General features: G+C 39.8%; 23 protein-coding genes. 6 read left to right on the top strand and 17 right to left on the bottom strand.

Features of this window, described 5'->3' with window-relative positions; genetic code table 11:
• The coding region (locus tag VK541_RS04780) for a hypothetical protein (protein WP_324367446.1) at window positions 1–602 on the top strand (602 nt) is incomplete at its 5' end.
• A 10-nt stretch (window positions 603–612) separates the two neighbouring features.
• Here VK541_RS04780 and VK541_RS04785 read toward each other — a convergent pair.
• The 5 genes from VK541_RS04785 to VK541_RS04805 all read right to left on the bottom strand — a co-directional run bounded on the left by VK541_RS04785 (window position 613) and on the right by VK541_RS04805 (window position 3,559).
• Complete coding sequence (locus VK541_RS04785) at window positions 613–1,206, bottom strand: hypothetical protein (protein WP_324367448.1); 594 nt, start codon at window positions 1,204–1,206, stop codon at window positions 613–615.
• Window positions 1,206–1,445: a hypothetical protein gene (locus VK541_RS04790; RefSeq protein ID WP_324367450.1), complete on the bottom strand. Its 240-nt coding sequence runs from the start codon at window positions 1,443–1,445 to the stop codon at window positions 1,206–1,208. Before VK541_RS04790 ends, VK541_RS04785 begins: the two co-directional genes overlap by 1 nt.
• Before the next feature lie 46 nt (window positions 1,446–1,491).
• The gene (locus tag VK541_RS04795) at window positions 1,492–2,145 is read right to left on the bottom strand and encodes a DUF6266 family protein (protein WP_324367452.1); all 654 of its coding nucleotides are present in this window, start codon (window positions 2,143–2,145) and stop codon (window positions 1,492–1,494) included.
• 4 nt (window positions 2,146–2,149) lie between these two features.
• Window positions 2,150–2,779 carry a DUF6266 family protein gene (locus tag VK541_RS04800; protein ID WP_324367455.1) on the bottom strand — a complete coding sequence of 210 codons (630 nt, stop codon included), beginning with the start codon at window positions 2,777–2,779 and terminating at the stop codon, window positions 2,150–2,152.
• Window positions 2,780–2,911: 132 nt separating this feature from the next.
• Entirely contained in the window at window positions 2,912–3,559 is a 648-nt protein-coding gene (locus VK541_RS04805; RefSeq protein ID WP_324367457.1) for a DUF6266 family protein, read from the bottom strand.
• Between the two features lie 220 nt (window positions 3,560–3,779).
• Here VK541_RS04805 and VK541_RS04810 point away from each other — a divergent pair, with 220 nt between their 5' ends.
• Entirely contained in the window at window positions 3,780–3,992 is a 213-nt protein-coding gene (locus VK541_RS04810; RefSeq protein WP_324367459.1) for a hypothetical protein, read from the top strand.
• A 124-nt stretch (window positions 3,993–4,116) separates the two neighbouring features.
• Here the strand turns inward: VK541_RS04810 and VK541_RS04815 are convergent, their stop codons facing one another.
• From VK541_RS04815 to VK541_RS04855, 9 genes are all read right to left on the bottom strand, one after another.
• Complete coding sequence (locus VK541_RS04815; protein ID WP_324367461.1) at window positions 4,117–4,386, bottom strand: hypothetical protein; 270 nt, start codon at window positions 4,384–4,386, stop codon at window positions 4,117–4,119.
• Window positions 4,387–4,528: 142 nt separating this feature from the next.
• Window positions 4,529–5,164 carry a hypothetical protein gene (locus VK541_RS04820; RefSeq protein WP_324367463.1) on the bottom strand — a complete coding sequence of 212 codons (636 nt, stop codon included), beginning with the start codon at window positions 5,162–5,164 and terminating at the stop codon, window positions 4,529–4,531.
• A 95-nt stretch (window positions 5,165–5,259) separates the two neighbouring features.
• The gene (locus VK541_RS04825; protein WP_324367465.1) at window positions 5,260–6,012 is read right to left on the bottom strand and encodes a hypothetical protein; all 753 of its coding nucleotides are present in this window, start codon (window positions 6,010–6,012) and stop codon (window positions 5,260–5,262) included.
• Between the two features lie 7 nt (window positions 6,013–6,019).
• Window positions 6,020–8,212, bottom strand: a complete 2,193-nt coding sequence (locus VK541_RS04830) for a metallophosphoesterase (RefSeq protein WP_324367467.1) — start codon at window positions 8,210–8,212, stop codon at window positions 6,020–6,022.
• A 26-nt stretch (window positions 8,213–8,238) separates the two neighbouring features.
• The gene (locus tag VK541_RS04835) at window positions 8,239–9,657 is read right to left on the bottom strand and encodes a RagB/SusD family nutrient uptake outer membrane protein (RefSeq protein WP_324367469.1); all 1,419 of its coding nucleotides are present in this window, start codon (window positions 9,655–9,657) and stop codon (window positions 8,239–8,241) included.
• Window positions 9,658–9,667: 10 nt separating this feature from the next.
• Window positions 9,668–13,015 (bottom strand): SusC/RagA family TonB-linked outer membrane protein, encoded by a 3,348-nt coding sequence (locus tag VK541_RS04840; protein ID WP_324367471.1) that lies wholly within the window; start codon window positions 13,013–13,015, stop codon window positions 9,668–9,670.
• A 185-nt stretch (window positions 13,016–13,200) separates the two neighbouring features.
• Window positions 13,201–14,325 carry a FecR family protein gene (locus VK541_RS04845; protein ID WP_324367473.1) on the bottom strand — a complete coding sequence of 375 codons (1,125 nt, stop codon included), beginning with the start codon at window positions 14,323–14,325 and terminating at the stop codon, window positions 13,201–13,203.
• A 121-nt stretch (window positions 14,326–14,446) separates the two neighbouring features.
• Window positions 14,447–15,085 (bottom strand): hypothetical protein, encoded by a 639-nt coding sequence (locus tag VK541_RS04850; RefSeq protein ID WP_324367475.1) that lies wholly within the window; start codon window positions 15,083–15,085, stop codon window positions 14,447–14,449.
• A 4-nt stretch (window positions 15,086–15,089) separates the two neighbouring features.
• Window positions 15,090–15,593 (bottom strand): RNA polymerase sigma factor, encoded by a 504-nt coding sequence (locus VK541_RS04855; protein WP_324367477.1) that lies wholly within the window; start codon window positions 15,591–15,593, stop codon window positions 15,090–15,092.
• A gap of 311 nt (window positions 15,594–15,904) precedes the next feature.
• Between VK541_RS04855 and VK541_RS04860 the strand changes: the two genes are divergently transcribed.
• The 4 genes from VK541_RS04860 (at window position 15,905) to VK541_RS04875 (ending at window position 18,481) form a co-directional block, all read left to right on the top strand.
• Window positions 15,905–16,312, top strand: coding sequence for a hypothetical protein (locus tag VK541_RS04860; RefSeq protein WP_324367479.1), 408 nt, complete (start codon window positions 15,905–15,907; stop codon window positions 16,310–16,312).
• Window positions 16,313–16,315: 3 nt separating this feature from the next.
• A complete protein-coding gene (locus tag VK541_RS04865; RefSeq protein WP_324367481.1) occupies window positions 16,316–17,062 on the top strand; it encodes a hypothetical protein in 747 nt (248 codons plus the stop codon).
• Window positions 17,059–17,772, top strand: coding sequence for a hypothetical protein (locus VK541_RS04870; protein ID WP_324367483.1), 714 nt, complete (start codon window positions 17,059–17,061; stop codon window positions 17,770–17,772). The genes VK541_RS04865 and VK541_RS04870 overlap by 4 nt, the downstream gene beginning before the upstream one ends.
• 190 nt (window positions 17,773–17,962) lie before the next feature.
• Window positions 17,963–18,481, top strand: coding sequence for a dihydrofolate reductase family protein (locus tag VK541_RS04875; RefSeq protein WP_324367484.1), 519 nt, complete (start codon window positions 17,963–17,965; stop codon window positions 18,479–18,481).
• Here the strand turns inward: VK541_RS04875 and VK541_RS04880 are convergent.
• Genes VK541_RS04880 through VK541_RS04890 form a run of 3 tightly spaced genes read right to left on the bottom strand, consistent with a single transcriptional unit; the run spans window position 18,476 to window position 19,464 of the window.
• On the bottom strand, window positions 18,476–18,688 hold the full coding sequence (locus VK541_RS04880) for a hypothetical protein (protein WP_324367486.1): 213 nt from the start codon (window positions 18,686–18,688) through the stop codon (window positions 18,476–18,478). The two genes, VK541_RS04875 and VK541_RS04880, sit on opposite strands and share 6 nt — an antisense overlap.
• Before the next feature lie 16 nt (window positions 18,689–18,704).
• The gene (locus VK541_RS04885; RefSeq protein WP_324367488.1) at window positions 18,705–19,190 is read right to left on the bottom strand and encodes a putative toxin-antitoxin system toxin component, PIN family; all 486 of its coding nucleotides are present in this window, start codon (window positions 19,188–19,190) and stop codon (window positions 18,705–18,707) included.
• Window positions 19,183–19,464: a hypothetical protein gene (locus VK541_RS04890; protein ID WP_324367490.1), complete on the bottom strand. Its 282-nt coding sequence runs from the start codon at window positions 19,462–19,464 to the stop codon at window positions 19,183–19,185. Before VK541_RS04890 ends, VK541_RS04885 begins: the two co-directional genes overlap by 8 nt.
• Between the last annotated feature and the right edge of the window lie 205 nt (window positions 19,465–19,669).

The following is a 19,669-nucleotide window of genomic DNA, read 5'->3' on the forward strand; positions in this document are numbered from 1 at the left end:
GTCTGGGTTACGGCACCTGCGAGACAGGACTGAGCCTCGACACGGGTCTGGTCACCCGTACCTGCATCAGTGCATCCGGTTTGCGCTATGCGGTGAACAACCTGCATGCCGAACTGAGCAGGAACCACAACCTGGGAATGAAAAACGAACATATGGTCAACCAGAGCTTCCAGCATGGCAAGATCGTCCTGGACCGTAAACGTAAAGACCTTTCCGAAATCAGGCGCAACCATTTGGCCGACTACTATGACGAGGTCATCTCCCCGACCATCAAAAAAGCATTTACCGACAGCGATTTCGAACAGGCTGATACCATTTACCTGGTTGGCGGCGGAGCAAAATATCCCGATCTGGTAGAATGTTTCAAACGGGAGTTTGACGGCATCCTGGAGATCGTAGTACCGGAACAAGCAGAAAACATGGCAAGTTTGGGTTATGCACTGAGATCAGCGCAATGGTGCGGACCGGGTCTGTCCAGCCAGGCAGTCGGTCTGGATATCGGCAATGCCTATACCGTGCTTAGCCAGCCTCAGACAAAAAACTCATTGGCGATTTACACAGAAGCTGAAGAAGCAATCCTGTTGAGCCATTCGCATGGATAGATAAGTAACTTTATAAATTCTGATTACCAGAAATTGCCCGGTAAGCCTCATCAGATAGTCGATGATTGCGATAGCTATATTCAGCAAAACGTTTTGGATAAACCAGATCATTGGACACATGAGACACCAATTTATCCTTATGAAAACTCATAATTAGCCTATTTACACCGCCAATACCTGTATAGATAAAATCGCTCCTATCGAAATACAAATAATAGCCGGTTACATTCTTAAAGCTTTCTTCGAAATTGATCTTAATATTTCCATCCGACACTGGCAAACCACTTTGTTGAGCAAGTCTAAAAGCTACTCTTTCTTTAGATTGGGTTAAATTGTCAAGAAAAAGGACAATTAAAGAAGTATGATAACCGGCAGATGCTGCAAGATCAATAAGATCTTTAAATAACAGATCATTAAAAACAGTTTCAATTATAATGTCCTTTCTTTGCTTAACGGCTAAAGTAAAAACCTCTTTTGTTCTGCCCTTATAGACATCAGTCATTATAATTTCAAAACCTGTCAGCTCACTTAACCTCGATCTTATAAAAGTCGATTTTCCCGCAGCATTGCAGCCGACAACAAATATAAGCTCTGGAACCTTCACTAATAAAGGCGTTTTATGATAGTGTCATTGACTTTAACAGGCATATCATTTTCGTCGTATACAACCTCAACGGTTACCAGATACTTCTCTCCTGTAGGCAGTTCTTTCCTATAATAACCACCATCCTCCTCATACATCGCATAAAAAGGATTGCCGAGTTCAAAAGCACGTTGCCTGCCCAACTCGTGCATATTGCTCATATTCTCTAAAAGACGATCAACAATAGATGACGATTTCATATTACCTTATAAACTATTCAAATATAACAAAGATTTATAAAATACTTTATCCCGGCACCTTATTAAACCTGCCCAAATAAATACTCCTGGCCGCAGCCTTCCTGTCGTTGGCCACAAAAGAAATGTACACCTCCATATACTCTGCAAGCAACTCTTCCGGCAAAGCCAGCAGATCAGTACAGGCACTCCTCTTAGCACCAGACGTTACATAAACCGCTTTAGCCAGATCAGGAAAATAAGCCAGCATCATCACCTCATCCGTTAGGCGCGGCCATACCGTATCATCCGGACAAAGCCAGTCAAACCTGATCCCCTCAGCAGTCAGCACCATTGAAGGCAGCATAGCCATATCCATATTGCCATTGGCTACCAGTACCTTCGTAAAATCCATTACCACATCCGGATACAAACCCATTACCGCATTAGGCTTGTTGTACGCCACTGCCAAATTATAAGATGTTTTTCCATTGTTGTAATCCTTTTGGCCTACTATAAAACCCACATTGATAAATTCAGTAAGCGGACGCAGAAAAGCAACCGCCACCGCCAGTTCCATTCTGTTTTGCAACTGCGGCAAAGTAGGCGGTTTAGTCATTTTACCGGCCTTACGCACCATCTGCTTACCATTTTTTACATAATAAACCAGGTTCCCAATTTTCCCTTGAATGAGCCCGGCCATTCCGTTAAACATTCTTGCCATAACATTAAACATTTAGATAAACACTATTACTCACCTCATGGCCGCTGGCCGATGCGAAACACACATAACAATGGAGCTGCTGCCCCGCAAAATCAGGCGGCAATGCCATTGAGTAACTCAGATCAGCACGCCTCACTGCATACAGCGATGTTGCAGTCAAGCCATTGGCGACACAATACACCGCAAAACAAACCCAGTCCGTATGTTGATTAAACCTGTTTTGCACATCAGGCAACCAGCTGAATATCAATCCAGCCTCATCCGGAGCCCATATCACCATAGCGGCTCTCGGCCCATCAAGCTTACCCCTGCTGCACAGCACCCGGGCAAAATCAATAGTATAAGAAGGATAAACACCCAAAATCACGCTTTGGAAATTGAACCTAAACGCCGCATTCAAAGGACTTTGCTTTGTCGCAGATCGAAACCCGACAGCTATCAACTCCTTCAGCGCCGCCAGAAAAACACTAAGCAGTCTAAACTTCATTTGTTGCTCCAACTGGAGCTGCACACGCGGCAGTAAAGACTTATGCTGAACCACAGATATCACATTCCTCTTCCTCACCACCCTGCCCACCAACGGCCCGGTACGCTTCTCAAACGCACCAAACAAACCACCATTTAATATTCCCATAATAATTCTCTTTAAATTTTTCCTTTAACCGCCCTGCTTTCCCTTAAAAATGGTGTCTCCGATGGGCATTGTTTTCATGCGCTTTTCGCGCCTTGAAAGCCGAGCCCTAGAGGAGATCACCATTTTTAACCGTCACATTACTACAGTAGCCCCCAGATAAGCACTATTGCTCGTCACTTTGCCACTAGCCGACACAAAGCTCATGTACACATGACAATTGTCACCGCTAAAATCAGCCGGCAAAGTCATGTCATAACTGAGCAGCGAACGAGCCGCAGCCCCTATCACAGTTACAAACTGTTGTTTCGAAGGGTTATACACCACAAAGGTGGCCAGGTCAGTCGGCGCACCAATGCCATTGGCAATAGTAGCCAGCCAGCTGATGTCCAGCTGCGCATCCACAGTAGTAGCCAATACCGGAAAGTACGGACCACTCAACCTGCCTTTGCTGTACAACACCTCAGGGTAGTCGATGGTAAAATTGGCAGCAGTAGTACCAGAAATTGCATTTTTGTAGTTGTATACAAAAGCAGCGTTAAACGCACTCTGCCTTTCTTCATGCGCATTCTGAAAGCCCACTTTAATGATAGGGCTTATCCAGCTCAGCCAAGTGACCACAAGACGAAACTTAGCCCTGTAATTGAGCTGCGCCTCACTAGGCGGCTCATCTGACGGATGGGGAATTGCTGATATCACATTCTGTCCATTTACCCAACGACCTACCAGGGCACCTGCTTTCTTTTGGAAGCCCCCAAAGGCTCCCCAGATTTGAATTCCCATGATCAAACGTTTTGGAATAAAATAATATTTAGTTATACCAGATGCACACCGGTTTCACATTGACAGGATCTTCCTTGAAAACCCCTCCGCTACTCAGGTACCAAATGGTAGGACAAACATAAAACACTTAACCATAACCAACTATAGTACAGATCATTATGACGCTGTTTGGCGCTAGTTTGTCACAGATTGACACAAACCTTTACGATTACTTAACCAAATGATCATCGACAAACCGGAACATGCCCGCCGCTATGGCGTTATATTCATATATAAAAATTTCATTATGGAAAATTTCAATCAAGGCCAATTACAGGACGAAGAAGCTTCAACCCTGGCACATTTTCAAGTAGACCCTACAGATCCTACACCGTCACCAGAAGATCACGTAGATGAAACTACTGAGGATGCAGAAGACATCCACGTAGAATAAGACCCTGAGGAAGAAGATGAAGATGCAGCAGAAGGTGAAGACCTTGCTTAGGCAAGCTAAATCAAATGCAAAATAAAATCCCGGCCATACTGGTTGGGATTTTATTTAGACCGGCCTGATATCTTTACCCGATCTCCAATGAGGATTCCAAATAATACTTTATCCCCGCTATCTCCTTTATAATCCAATTGTACCTTTTTCTCTTCCGATAAAAACTCCTTTTTTCAATAAACAACTTGGCCATTACCATTTCCTTTGTGAGCCAGACCTCTGCCCTCATTTCGGGCTGGTCACTTATAGCCAGCATCATTGTTCTCAACTCTTCCTGGGCAGACATCAATTCCTGCTGAGTTTTCAACACCATGTCTAATTTTTGTAGAATTTCCTCATCCATTTCCTAATTATTTGGTTCATAATTGGTTTTTTTTAAAACAGAAAAGGGCAACCTGTTTTACAACAGATTACCCTCTCCCTTTTTGATAACATAAAATTAACACTAGCTCAACATAGCTGCAATTGACGCAGGTCAATTACGATCATTTTCTTAAATACTCATCCCCATGACCACCGGCCGTCCTGATCCTGCTCAAAGTCTCCGGGCTCATCCCAATAAAACCGGCAATGTGCATTTGAAAAATAAACGATTCCACTTCGGGGCCAAAATGTTTTAAAAATGCCTGGTACCCTTGCGTCCTGTCCAGCGCTCTCATTTTTCTTTCTATTTCCCGGTCTTCATTTTCTTTGGTCACAATCTGGCTGGCCAGCATAAAAACTTCCGGCATTTGTGTGCCAAGATCCTTAAAAGCCCCGTAGCTAAAACCAACCATAGTACTCCCCTTAGTGATCTCTACAAAATACTCCGATTTCGACTGGTTCATAAAACTGTTGGCGGGCAAAGTAACTTTACCGGGGACAGAAATGCCAACAGTTTTCTGTTTTACCGTTTCGCTATCATTTTCAGGTTTATATTCTTCATAGGTTCTGGTAAATCCTGTTATTGGCCAGTAAGCCCAGCTTGCTATCTCATTTGGCTTTAATATCAGGGTGTCTTCAGGATAATAAACGGGCAAGGTTAATTTTGGAAATAACAACCCGTCAAATTCAGCAGGCATCTTTTGTTCAAAACCCAGCAAATATTTCAATAGCTGGGGATACCATTCTTCTTTATTCATATTGAGGTGCGTTTATTAGATTGTTGTTTAAAAGCGGCAGCGTCATCCGACTGCTGCCGCTCGCATTATTATCTACCTAAATTTTGAATTCTTTGCTAGTAATGGCTAACCGGAAACACGCCAAAGGCGTTAGCTCCTGTTGTAGTACCAATCAATCCTTTAATCACCAGCGTTACATTTTTAAATCTAGCGTGGGCTATACTAATGTTCGTGTAGGGACTGACTGGTGTTTTCGCAGGTAAAGTATAACTTGCCAGTAGCGTACCTGTGCTATTTCTAATTTGGAATATCATACTGACAACTGTTGCATCAGCAGGATAGGTTTTAAAGTCAGTGATCTGTTTATAGGCTAATCCTGTAGTTTCATTTATTGTACTCGTTGTCGACAATGTTATATTGACAGGTGTACTATTTGGTGATAAGTTAATTATTCTAATGCCCATTACCTGATCTGTATAATTTACGATTTGATCATCTTTAATAAAAACTCCTTCGTAAGCACCATTCTGCCCACAAAGGAAAAGGGTATTAAAAGCAGCAGGCTTGAATTCTTCTGTGTTGTTACTGCTGAACAGCACTTTTGTGGTGTCAGTAGCAGATACCGACCTGATGTAGTTATTGCCCGCGTATGCACCAAAGAAACTAGCTCTTGTAAAGGCTACCGCATCAGTTATAGGTAAGGGTTTCCAATTGATTAGATGATCCGCAGCATATACTTTTGCGCTAGCTATATCTATAGCTGCATTCACTACATTAAATGAACTGATTTGTTTCTCGATCGTTTCGTTCTTTTTACAAGCCTGTACCCATAAGGATATGAATAAAATGGCTATGATTATTTTCTTCATAATTTCTTTATTTTTTTCTATTATTCACAAACAATAATATCCTGTAGCCTTTATCATCCACCCGGTAAAATTCATCGCCTTCAATCAACAAGGCTTCATTCTCGCCAAAAGCATGCTTGGTATCCGTATTAATGACTTTGCCACCATAATGTGCACTAATTGTATCAGCAACAATGGTGTGGCCTGTTACAATATGTCTTACATCAAAAGAGAAGAGTATACTATCAACACTTGTCTCCGAAACTTTAGATTTTTGATCGTAGTATCCTCTAAACCAAAATGGGCCAATTTTATTACTCATGACAGTATTGATATTTAAATTTCCATAATCAATTTGATTATTGGCATAATTTGGCCTTGCAAGGCTATTGATTTCTGTAACTGATAATTTTAACTTATTCAACTCAACAGAAACGCCACCATGTGTAAATAATAAGTCACCTATTTTTTCTATAATATTTTTTGTTCTCAGCCATCTGCCTAACTCACTATTTTCATTATACAATTGGACTAACGTTTTGCCCATCAAAGCCACATTGTCTTTATATTTTGCCTCAACATACCGATGATCATTTTGCAGGTTCATGATTTCATGGTTACCTAATATAAAATGTACATATCCACCAGCTTCTTTCGCCTTTTCCTCTAAAGTATAAACCAACCATAGGCACTCCGTAACTTGTGCACCTCTGTCAAACATGTCACCAGCAAATACCAAATGACCATCTCCAAAAATCCAATTAAAATCTTCGTTAATAATATTGCTTGCTTGTAACAACTTTCGGAAAGCATCAAAATTTCCCTCAATGTCCGAAAGTACAAACAGTTTTTTCGGTTTATCGTAAGTTGAAGCTTCGACTTGCAGGGAACGTTTTAGCTGAACTTTAAATCTTACACGAGAATCATCCGTTTGAGCTGTTAATTGGATATTATTTTTTACCTGGTAGCTATTTTTTACCAAATTAGATAAATGAATATTATAAGCAGTTATAGCTCCATCCTCATGAAAAACGTACGGTCCGTCGTATTGTTTAGCTAACTGATTGCTTATAACCTCTTGAAGCTTCTTTTTCGGATCTTTTTCTCGCTCATAATAATAGGGGTTGAAAGCTAATCTCCATTGTCCGTCTATTAGAAAATGTGAGGGATATTTTTGAATGTTGAAATAATTAACCAGATCTAATCCTAACCCACCGGTATCCGGCACAATGGTAAGAAAAACAATATTTGTATCATTTTTAAAGGGCTTTTGCAATTCGGCGAGAAAACTCAATTCAAAAGCGCGGTTCCCAGCATCTGGAGAAAGAAAGGTTACTGCTACTAACTTATTTTTAAAATCGCTATCGAAGTGTCTTTTTCCATAAATGTCTACAGCATTTAGCGGTGGAGCCTTAGTTCCAAGAAAAGCTGTTGTCATTCCTCGGATTTTTTTTTCGTACAGCTTTACTTGTGTTTTGTGTTTTTCGCTTTTTACTGTTTGGTAATATTCCTTTAAAAGATCTTCAAATTCTCTATCATAAAAGTGCTCCTTTATTCCGCTTCTTGTTAATAAACGTACCAGAAAGTTTTCACGCGCTTCTCCATTAAATATGCTGTTACCAAGTTTATAATATAAAACTTTCCTATGGGCATCTTCGTTTAGGCTATCGATTTTAACAGGATCAAAATTGTTTTGCCTATATATGGACAACCTTACAAAACCATATAAATAAGATGTTTGATTTACATCATCTGGATACGTTCTAAGCCATTTGGCCTGAGATTTATTACACGCAGTATCGAATAAGTGGTTTAGCACATTACTATCGACATCAAGTCGACTACTTCCTCCTATCATTCTGGTAAATTTATTCAACCTCAATGTTTCGACCTTATTAATCGCTATTGCCTTTATTCGGCTGAAGTCATTCTGAGTGGAATTAACTTTATTCGAGTCTATTATTATTAGCATCTCCTGTGATATTTTATCCAGATCATTGCTCCACTTGATATACTCTTCTATTGATTTTACTGCGTGATAAGATTTTGTTTCGTAATTTGATGTGAAAGACTTCATTAAGTGATTAATCCTTTCCTCAACCTTACTTACCGCAGTTTTCTTTTTGATGCTATCTAACTTTCCCGGATTAGCTATAATGGTTTGAGCATCGATATTATAACTCCAAAAAACGAATGAAAGCAATGCAAATAATAACTTCATTTCTTAAATATTTAAAGTATTATGAATTAAAATCCAGTATTTTGAGGTATACCCAGTAAAATCACATCAGACGATGGAATGGGGGCAACATATCTGTAATCAGGATAAGTTAACTGGCTCGCTTCAGGGACTAATGGATCAGATCGAAGAATCGATTTTTTCCATCTTTTAAGGTCAAATAGTCTTTGGCTTTCAAAAGCAAGTTCCTTTCTACGCTCTTTATAAATAGCATCTAATAAAGCCGCTCCGGTTGCCGTTGTACTTGTAGCTGTAGGATCTGCTCTTTTTCTAATCATATCAAGATACTCCCGGGCATTATCTTCAAAAGCACTCCCTTTATTCCAGTATGCTTCTGCAAGGTTTAAATACAATTCTGATGATCGCAATACTGTAGTAAAATAAGAATTTGCAGGGAACGAGAATCCCGGAATAACACCTAATGGGAATTTAGTGATATACCAATTTGAATTTTTGCGGGTAACCCATTTTTTTCGAGCATCACCAGGTCTTTCGTTGAGTAAATCAGCAATATCATTGCTTGCTGTATATTGTAAATATGGTGGATCCTGAAATTGAAATCCTGCAATTGTTCCTGAAACTTGCTCATTAGGCATAATTTGAAATAACGCTTCGCTGTCCTGGTTTGTAAAAAGCCGATCCGGGTAGTTGTTAATCATTAGCGGTACTTTAACAATGACGTCCTTTGCAAATGTTATTGTAGCGTCATAGTCGTCTTTATACAAATTGACCCGTGATAATAATGCGAATGTTGCATTCCTACTGATCGTATTAGTATTTCCTGTATTCTCTGGAAGTAAATTTGCCGCATCTTGAAGATCATTTATTATTTCCTTATAGACTTCTGCTACACTTGACCTCTTTGAATTAGCATGTTTCCAGTCAAATGATTTTGCATAAATGATTCCAGGATGTATTCCTCCATTGGAATAATTATATGCCTGAGCAAAAATGCAAACAAGTGTATGATGAGCAAAAGCTCTTATAAAAAGGGCCTGTCCTTTTAAATCATTTGATTTTGAAAGGCTCTCATTTTTGAACTCATCTGCTTTTTCTATCGCAAAATTACAATTTGAAATCATTCTGTATAACTGAGAGTAGAGACTATTCATGTTCACATTTGAAGAAGAAGAACCCTCATCAGCTTTCTGGTTCCAGCGATAATACTCTAAATTAGTTGGATTTGTGACAACTGGTTTTATATTGTCGCCTGCCATTTCTGGATAGGTCACATACGTGGCGGTTGCATAATTCCGAAGTAATTGGACATATATACCGTTTAAATATTCACTCAGAGTAGTCAGATTATTAACGTATTCTTCTCTTATCAATAAATTCCCGGGTGGCGTAACCAGAAAGTCTTTCTTACAGGAGTTATTAAACAAGCAAATGCTTATAATGACGATTATTTTTGCTATTCGTTCCATTTTTTTCTTTTTAAAAATTCGTACTTAACCCAACTGAATATGTTCTGCCAAAAGGGTAAGCATTTCCATTGTTTCCTGATACTCTCAAGTTATCTGGGTCACCATCTTTGTACTTTGTGAGGACGCCCAAGTTATTGCCTTGTACAAATATCTTCGCTTTATTTAGTTTGATAAGGGACAATAAATGGCCTGGCAGTTCATAACTTAACTGAATTGTTTGCAACCTTATGAAATCCCCATCCTGTAAATATCTGGTAGACGCCCCTCTGCCACCATCCCTATTGTTATTTATTCTTCGGGGATTAGCTGTAATATCTCCTGGTTTTTTCCAATAGTCTAAAGCAGTTCTGGATTGATTAACATAAGGATAAAAGCCATCTATCAGAAGCGTACTTGATTGTAATTCATTGTATATCTGGAAACCATATTGATAGTACAGTTGAAAACTCATTGATAGATTTTTATACATAAACGTATTGGTAATCATCCCAAACCCATCAGGCTGCGGCTTGCCTACAAATTCTCTTTTTGCTGCGGCTATACTTTCAGTTGCTTTTCCTGTTGAATCGATCCACAAAGGCTTCCCATTACCAGGGTTTACGCCACCCCATTTTTTCAAATAGAAAGAGTTAAAGTTTCTTCCAATTTCGTTAGCAAGGTTCGTACTTGTAACAGCAGTTAAAGGTACATTGGCTTTAACCAATATATTTTTATTTGTACTCCAATTGGCAGACAAATTCCATCTAAAATTCTTATTCCTAATGATATCTGCGTTAATAGATAGCTCAATACCAGTATTTTGTATATCTCCAATGTTATCTGATACTGTTGTGTATCCAGTACTGTAAGGTAATTGAATGCTATATACAAGGTCAGAGGTCTTCTTTTTATAAAGATCTGCTACGAGACTGACTCTTTGTTTAAAAAAAAATGCTTCAAATCCAGCATTCCAGGAAAAGGTACTTTCCCATTTAATATTTGGATTACCGGGCGTGTTAGATCCAAATACTGCCGTTTGATCACGATAAGTGTATGGTGTTAAAATTTCATATTTTGTTGAAGAGCTAATTGCTCCGGAGTTCCCTGCAATCCCAATACTCCCTCTTATCTTCAAAAAGCTTATATAATCTGTGAAATTTTGAAAAAAAGATTCTTGCGTAGGTACCCATGCACCCCCAATCGACCAGTAATTCCCCCACTGTTCACCATCCCCAAATTTTGAGGAGCCATCTCTGCGGATACTTGCTGAAAATAAATACCTGTTATCATATCCATAATTTAAATTTCCAAATTGAGAAAGTAAAGTTTGTTTTCTATTAGTTCCATTTAAACTCCTCATAGTATATCCCGGACTGCCGATATCGTCATATCCGTAGAATGTGGTTTTGTCTCCTCGAACTTCACCAACTAACGATTTATCCGTTATAACCTGAGCCTCCTGACCAGCTAGAATGTTTATTGAATGTTTATTTAAGAATACATTATTATATACAAGAGTATTCGTGTTAATTAAATTAGCTCTATTAATATAATTTTCCTGAATCGAACCAGACATTTCAGTTCCTTCAAATTGAATAAATCTTGGATCAATTTTCTCTTTGGTTTCTGAAGATGTGAAATCAATTCCAACCAAAGAATTAAAGGTGAAATGTTTCAAGAACCGAATATTCCCATTTAGACTAGAAAGACCGCGATATGTAGTAATCCTATTTAAATTATTTTCTAAAACAGCCGCAGGATTTTGATTGCTCACTGCCCCGGTAATAGATCCATTTGGATAATTAAAGATGTAATTTCCGTTTTGATCCCTTACAGGGTTAAGTGGTGACATCACATAAATCCCTGCATACGTAGCGGTAGATTCTACCGCATTTGTGTAATCTTGAACATTATAGGAAAGCATCGTGTTAGTAGAAAGTTTTAACCATGACACAGGTTGCATTTCAAAATTTATTCGAAATGTATTTCTATCATATCCCGTGTTTTTAACGATACCGTCCTGCTTTGTGTTTTCAAGATTTACATAAAAATTTGACTTTTCACTTCCTCCTGAAGCCGAAATCTGTGTTGAATTAGTAAGTGCATTTTTTACGTAAAGCTCTTTTCGCCAATTTGGTCCGGGATAAAAACTTGTATCAACACCACTGATTTTATATGGGAACTTAGAGAACAGATCTTTTTTTATAGCATCGTCTGTCCATAATCCTGGGTCGCTGTTTTTGTAACCATCATATAACATTGCTAAGTACTCAGCTTGATTGACAGGATCCACCTTTTGACTATAAGAAGCAATATCTGTTTGATGTCTCAATTGAAAGACTGTTTTTCCTTGTTTTCCTCTTTTTGTAGTAACAAGTATAACACCGTTACTTGCTTTAGAGCCATATAATGCAATAGCAGAAGCATCCTTTAATACGCTGATAGACTCGATATCGCCTGGATTTAATTGAGCAAGAGGATTACTAATTGGAGTATCGGAAGATCCAACAGTAATTTGTAAATGATCCTGGGTTACAGGGATGCCATCAACAATAATTAACGGATTCCTAACAGTAGATCCAGATCTTGGTTCTGTGCCAGTAGATATACCCCTCATTACCATATTACTTATTCCACCTCCGGGTTGTCCGGTTCCATTGGTAATGAGCATTCCAGGTACAAGTCCCTGTAAACTTTTATCAAAACTTCTATTTGGTAAAGACTGTATCTGATCACCCTTTATAATAGTTACCGCACCAGTAAATGCCTGCAAGGTAGTTTTCCCATAAGCTACAACTACCTCTTCCAGCTCCTTGGAAACGGGTTCCATCTTTATCCCCGTAAATTGCCCCTTAGCTGGTAACTCTTTCGCTTTATACCCAATCATTCTGAATTCTATCGCCGCATCATCATCTACACCAGCCAGATAAAACTTACCTGAATTATCAGTAAAAGTCGCCTTATTCGTCCCTTTCACCCGAACAGTAACTCCAGCTAGTGGTAATCCCTTCTCATCCAATACCAACCCAGAAATATCAAGAGGAGGAGTAAAAGCATCCACCACCCTATCCAGAAAGGAAGGCGCTTCTTTTTTAGAGACAATCACAGCCTTTTTATTGATGATGTATTCGAGCGGCTGGTTTGTAAATAGCTGGTTCAGCACATCTTTCAACTCCGCATTCTCCACCTTTATGCTCACCCGCTTAGCGTCCTTCAACGTTTCAGAGGTGAATAGAAAATCGTAGCCCGTCTGATTTCTGATCTCGTTAAAGACTTCGGTTAACCTGGCATTGCTGGAAGATAAAGTTACTTTTTGTGCAAAGCCAGCTGCGCTGACTTGTAGGATGACTGCAAAAATAATGAATGTGGTGATTTTCATAATCAGCAGGATTTTATGCAGGCACCCACCATGGGCACCGCACTTTCTTGTATTATTTGTATACATTTACATATTCTGTTTAGTTTGTTTATGGTTGTTTCAGAGCAATATTTTACAGGCAAACAGACAATTTCCAGGGGTGTGTCCAGCACTCCTGGTTTATATCGGTTTACCGTTTAGTAGGTCTACTTCATCACGGTAACCCTCCTCCCTTCGATTTTGAAATGAACACCTTTTGTTTGTTCCAGCATTTCCAGTACTTCGCTGATATTTTTGAACCTTGAAATGGTACCGTAAAACCCTACAGTTGGCACTTCATCGCTAAACTTGACTTCTATGTTGTACCATCTGCTCAGTTTAGACATAATGCTGGCTATGTCTTCGTTGTTAAATCTGAAGTAGCCGTTTTTCCAGGCCACTGTTTCTTCTGTGTTGGCAGGGGATACTTTTAAACTGTTATTGGCGAGGATACTTTGCTGACCGGGCTTTAGGATAGTTTCGTTATTCTTGCCTGTGCTGACTTTTACACTTCCCTCAAGCAAAGTCGTCCGTACCTGACCATGATCTTTATAAGCATTGATATTGAAATGCGTACCCAGCACTTCTACTTTCTGTTTATCTGTTTCTACCACAAAAGGATGCATTTTATCCCTTGCAATCTCAAAATATGCTTCACCCCTTAAGGTTACATTTCGTTTATCCCGGTTGACAAAACTGGCCGGGTATTTCAGTGAAGATTCCGCATTTAGCCAAACGATACTTCCATCTGGCAGGCCTACGCGATAAGTTTCACCTTTGGCCGTTGACAGTGTATGGTAATCATCTGTAGCCCCTAAAGCAGAAAGCGGCGGATAGACCGTGTAACCCAGAGTACCCTCTGTTTTTGCAACATTCGGCCCAGCCTGCTTCTCTAGTTCTTCATTGGAAACACTCGACAAAACGATTTTTTTACCATTTGCGAGGGTAAGTGTAGCGCTTTGTTTACCGGGGGCTATATCCTGACCTACAACCTGTGCTGAATTCAGTTCAGTATCAGGATGACGGGGAGCAAAGAAAAACCAGACACCGATACCTGAAATCAAAAGAATAGAAGCCGCAGCAGCGATGCGAAGCCAGAGCCTCCTTGTTTTTTCTACTATCGGCAGCCGCTTGCCCAGCTTCTCCAGTTCTTCTTCTATCTCCGCTTCTGAAAGGTCCCTCTCCTTAAATTCACCAAACAACATCCAATTTTCTACAAGCGCTTTTTCTTCTGCTGAAAGCGTGCCTTCGCGGAATTTTTTAAGCAGCTCTTCCAGGTCTTTATCGTTCATAGCATCCATCCTTTTAGGGTATTTATGCTATTAGACAGGAAGCTGAACCACTAGGGTTAAAAAAATCTGAAAATAGTTTTAGATTATGGCATTTACTGTCAGTTTACAAAAATTGTTACGCTCATTTTTGATATTCCTCAATGTCATTCAAAAACTCCATTGCCGCACTCAATTTCTTCCCGCCAAAACTTTCCATAAAGCTCCTGACCCATTTACGGTGAATGTTTTTGTGAGTTAAAGTTTTGAATAAATAAACAGAACCTGCAACAAAAACAGCAACAATGCTAAGGTTGATCAGCCAAAACGTTGTTCCGCCATGGTCCACCAAATCCTGGTTATACCAGAAGGTACAATAAAGCGGGGCCTGCAATACCAATATCCTGCCCACATTATTTAGTGAAGCTTGTATGGTTGCTAATTTTTTCTGCGCCGCAGTAACGCTGTCGGTAATATTCATCTGGTCCAGTATAGCCAGGTGTCTGATATAGGCAGCTACAGCGAATATGTTAAATAAGGCAATTAACCCAACAGAAATGACGAAATAAATATTATGCAAGGTATTTACCACCAAAAACACCAGGATCAATATCCAAATTATGCCGCCAACTACGCCAAAAATCTGGTTTCTGCGAAATGAACTGATTCGATCTTCCGCCTTTTGGGTTTGCAGCTCGCGGATGATCTTATAATTGAGCTGCAAGTTTTTTTCAAGCTTTAGATCGTACTCATGCCATAATTGTTTGATTGTTGCTTCTTCCATTTTTTTAATCTTTAATTGTTGAAAATCTTTGTTTCAATTGTTCCTTAATGCGGTTGATTTTTGTACGGATATTGGCTTCAGACAATCCCAGTATTTCGGCCATTTCCTTCCCGCTCTTTTCTTCCAGGTAGAGTAACATCAGCGCCCTGTCCAGCTCTTTTAATTCATTAATGAATTGTTGCAGCAAATTCAGGTTGGTCCCATCGGCTTCTTCAGCAGCGCTAAAATCCATCAGGTTTTCCGGCCATGGAACAATCAGCTGATTTTTGTTCTTTTCTTTCCGGTAGGAACTGATGGCTACATTTAATGCAACCCGGTACATCCAGGTAGACAGTTTGCTGCGTTCATCAAACCCTGGGAAAGCCCGCCACAGTTGGAAGATAATTTCCTGTACCAGGTCGTTTTTATCTTCCTGGTCTTTCTTGAATGATTTAGCGATCTTATAAATGATCCCTTTATGCTGTTCAATGACGTCCAGAAATAATTTCTCTTGTTGATCGCTACGCATTTAATACAATTGATGTTTACCAATTATTCGTTTGGAGGTGCTAAATGTTACACGATATACACTTTTTTTACTGTTACAGTTACATTAATTTTTCAACTACCTGTAGCGAACTGAGCAGGAACGGCGTCTATCCAAGTATAAATGAGTTATAGCATTAAAAACTTTTAGCGGCAATTAATTTTATTTAAATATCTTAGACATATGAAACGACTCTCACCTTTTCTCTTGCTCAGCTTGCTGACGCTCCTCCAGTCATGCGTAGATAACAATTTGCCGACCAAATATTCATCTCAGCATACAAGCCCGTACTTATGGACAGGGAATCTCTGGAACGGTCCATCAAGTGGCAACCCCCCGCTGAAATCAAATCGCCAGCCAAGATCTATTACAAAGACAATTACATACTGATCAGTGAGCGCTATAAAGGTGTACACATCGTAGACAATGCTGACCCTAAAAACCCGGTAATCAAAGGTTATATCAGCGTGCCCGGCTGTGTGGATATGTCGATAAAGGAAAGTACACTGTACGTAGACAATGCGGTAGACCTGGTAGCTATAGACCTGAGCAAAATTGCCGCTGGACAAATTGAGGTAAAAAAGCGTATTAAGGAAACTTTTCCGGAACTGGTACCTCCTGATGGCATGGGTATACCCTTTAGATATACAAAAGCCAACCGGCCGAAAAATTCTGTTATCGTAAACTGGGTAAAAAAATAAGCTATGAGATCACTGATTAAATATACGGCCGTAGCTGCTTTGCTTGCTCTGGCATCATCCTGTTCAAAAAACAATTCTGCACAATCTGATTCTTTCACCGGCGGGACAGGAATGGGTGGATCAATGGCCCGCTTCACCATTACCAATGACCATCTTTATACCGTTTCCGATACTAAGATGTCAGTTTTTGACATTAGCACAGCAAGTAACCCGGTTCATAAAAACGCGCTGGAAATTGGCTGGGGCGTAGAGACGATCTTCCCGATGGGTGATAAACTTTTCATAGGTACACAAACCGGGATGAAGATCATGAATGTGAGCAATCCGATTGATCCTCAAAAGATATCAGAATACCAGCACTTCAGGAGTTGCGATCCGGTGGTAGCCAATGATAAATATGCATATGTGACTTTGCGTACTGACAATCTCTGTACCAGAGGCACAAACGAGTTGCAGATCATCGACATCGCTGACATGGCAAAGCCCGTGATGGTAAAAAACTATCCCATGAGCAAGCCACAAGGCCTGGCACTGGATGGCAATAATCTGTTTGTCTGCGACAACATCATTAAATGGTACGATGTCACCGATCCGAAAGTACTGGTACTTAAAAACACTTCTATGATAGAGGGCACAGACCTGATAGCCCACAACGGGGTATTGATGGTGATAGGCCCGGGTGGATTGTCGCAATACAGTTATAACACCGGAGAACTTAAATTACTCAGCAGGATACCAACTACATTATGAGCTACTATCAAAGAACCTGCTTAGCAGTTTTGGCATTCTTATGCCTGGAAATATCTGTAAATACTGGGACTGCAGTTGCGCAGGTGCAGACTGGAAAAACCGATAAAACAAATACCGACAGCATACCTCAGAAAATATCATTAAGCGTAGCGGTACAACCATTTTTCTTGCTTAGCAATGCCGGAAAGATCGATGTAGAATTACAGCCGGCAGGAAGTAAATTTGGCTATGTATTGACCGCCGAAGTGTATGGTGGACGTGTAAAAGACAGAAGTATCTTTTCCGAGATAGAAGATGATGCGCCCTATGACAAAATAAGTGGTGCAGGAATAGGTATCTCGCAAAAATATAGGTTTAAAGATAAGCGGTCAAGCCCGTATATAGCATACGGGTTAACCTATAGGTATCAGGAAATAGCCATTGAGACGGAAGGCTTTTATCAATACCAGGAAAACGGGTTAACCTACTATGATTATGGCCCGATAGGGAAAAACCTGGTCATCAGCAGCGGGCTGGCAAGTGCGGTGTTCGGCTATCAAAAAATAGCAGATGATTTTGTATATGATCTCTATTTTGGCTTTGGATATAAAGCACAGCTAAAGAATACTGATTTTGATGACCTTAGACAATATGATAAATATCAATACTCACATGCATACAAGGGCCCTGTCATGCTGCTAGGGTTTAAAATAGGCTTCCAGTTTCAGTAAGAGTTACCTTCCAGTTTTCAGTAAAATCAGCTTTCAGTTTTCAGTAAGGGTCAACCATCGGGCTGAATTTTTACCCTGTCGCAATCACCCCCTCAATATGTCGTCTTCACGAGTTTCCCAGCCAACAATGACAAGCTAATTTTGTTATACACTAGTCCAGTTGTTATAACAATCTACTTGAATCATCAATATGAAAACAATTATTTATCTCGCTGCTTCCGCCAATGGCCTGATCAGCAACAGCAAAAACGTACCAGATTGGTTGTCAGACGAATTCTCACAGGGCTTTATGGACATAAGCCAGCGCACACAGGCCGTCATCATGGGGAAAACAACTTACAACTTCCTTGCTCCCGATTACCTGCCACTAAAAGAAGGCGGTTCGCTCGTAGTCCTGACGCACGATACCAAGGCCACCCCTGCCCAGCCCAATGTGTTGTTTACTGATGCTAGTCCGGAAGAGATCATAACCCAGCTTGCCGCTAAGGGGCACACCGAAGCGGTAATTATCGGCGGCACGCAGACAGTAAGTGAGTTTTTTAAAGCTGGCCTGGTCAATGAAATCATATTGATCGTAGAACCGGTATTGTTTGGCAGTGGATTACTCTTGTTTAAAGACGTAGAATCTGACTACCAATTGTCTCTACTTGAAGTGAAAAAGCTAAACGACAATACGGTTAAATTGCACTATGAAGTAAAGGGGTTATAAAGCAACAATCTCTTCAATTGAAAGACCTGTAGCTTCAGCAATGATTTTAATGTCAATACCTTTAGTTTTGAAGTTTTTGGCAATCTCCTTTTTCTCAGCTATAGCCTTTAACCGTTCTTCTTCACGCGCGCTTTCCTGGGCTTCTTTTATTTCATAATCAATAACGTTTTGATTTACCCATTCCCTCTGTTGTTCTGTTCTGTACATTGTCCTGTCTCCGATATTAAGGTTGAAAACCACTTTCAATATCCCCGTAAATTACTCTTGGTTCATTAATAATAAACGAATCACCAAATTCACTGAAGTACGATAAAAATCCTGCGGGGCTTAATATAGGAATGTTCTCGTAAGGGTTTAAGATTAGTAAGTCTTTATCTCCTGTAATTATACAAGATGCATTCGCCGCAACTGCAAGCGCAAGAAATTTATCGTCGTCAGGATCTCGGCAAATGGGTGTATTTTCTTTGACGATGAAAAACTCTACGTAAGTTTTCATCTCAACAACATCAACGTATCTTCTATTGTAAGATAAATATTTTTCGAACTTATTACGCGTAAAACTTAATTCAAATTCCTTGAATGTTTCTAAAGTACAAGCAATAACACCGATTTGCCTGGCTAAATTCAAGGCTTTATAGCTTACCGGGTTTGCGAGAATATGAGCACTGATTAAGGTATTTGTATCAAAAATAAAATACCGATTAATCATCAGCTTCCACTAACAGCTTTTCAAGTATTTCTTCCGTCAGTCCGTTTCTAGCTGCTTCTTCCTGCGATCTTTTCATATTTAGAATGGTCTCAGGTAACCTTGCAAGATTTCGTTGATAGTGTTGCCAGGCTTCATTTTCATCCGGACGGGCATAGCCTTTCGGGTATTTCAACTCCCTTGCTACAATTTTGGTTACCCGGTCTCGTACTTCCTGGCAACTCATCTTCCAATTTCTCGCAACAACATCATCCACTTCGATTACAATGCGTTTCATACCGTTCGTTTTATAAATAATAAGTTAATGCAAATATACAGACAACAACTTAAACAACCAATAATTTCACAATAATTAATATTTTGTAATATTTAGCAGAATATTGCATAGTTAACCAGAATTTTGAGACTTAATTTAGTTATTGAGCGTCTTTCCACTCCTGTGAATAATAAAGAAACTATTCTTTATATTTATAACATCATTT

The organism is Pedobacter sp. (assembly GCF_035317785.1).
In the GTDB taxonomy this organism is placed as follows: domain Bacteria; phylum Bacteroidota; class Bacteroidia; order Sphingobacteriales; family Sphingobacteriaceae; genus Pedobacter.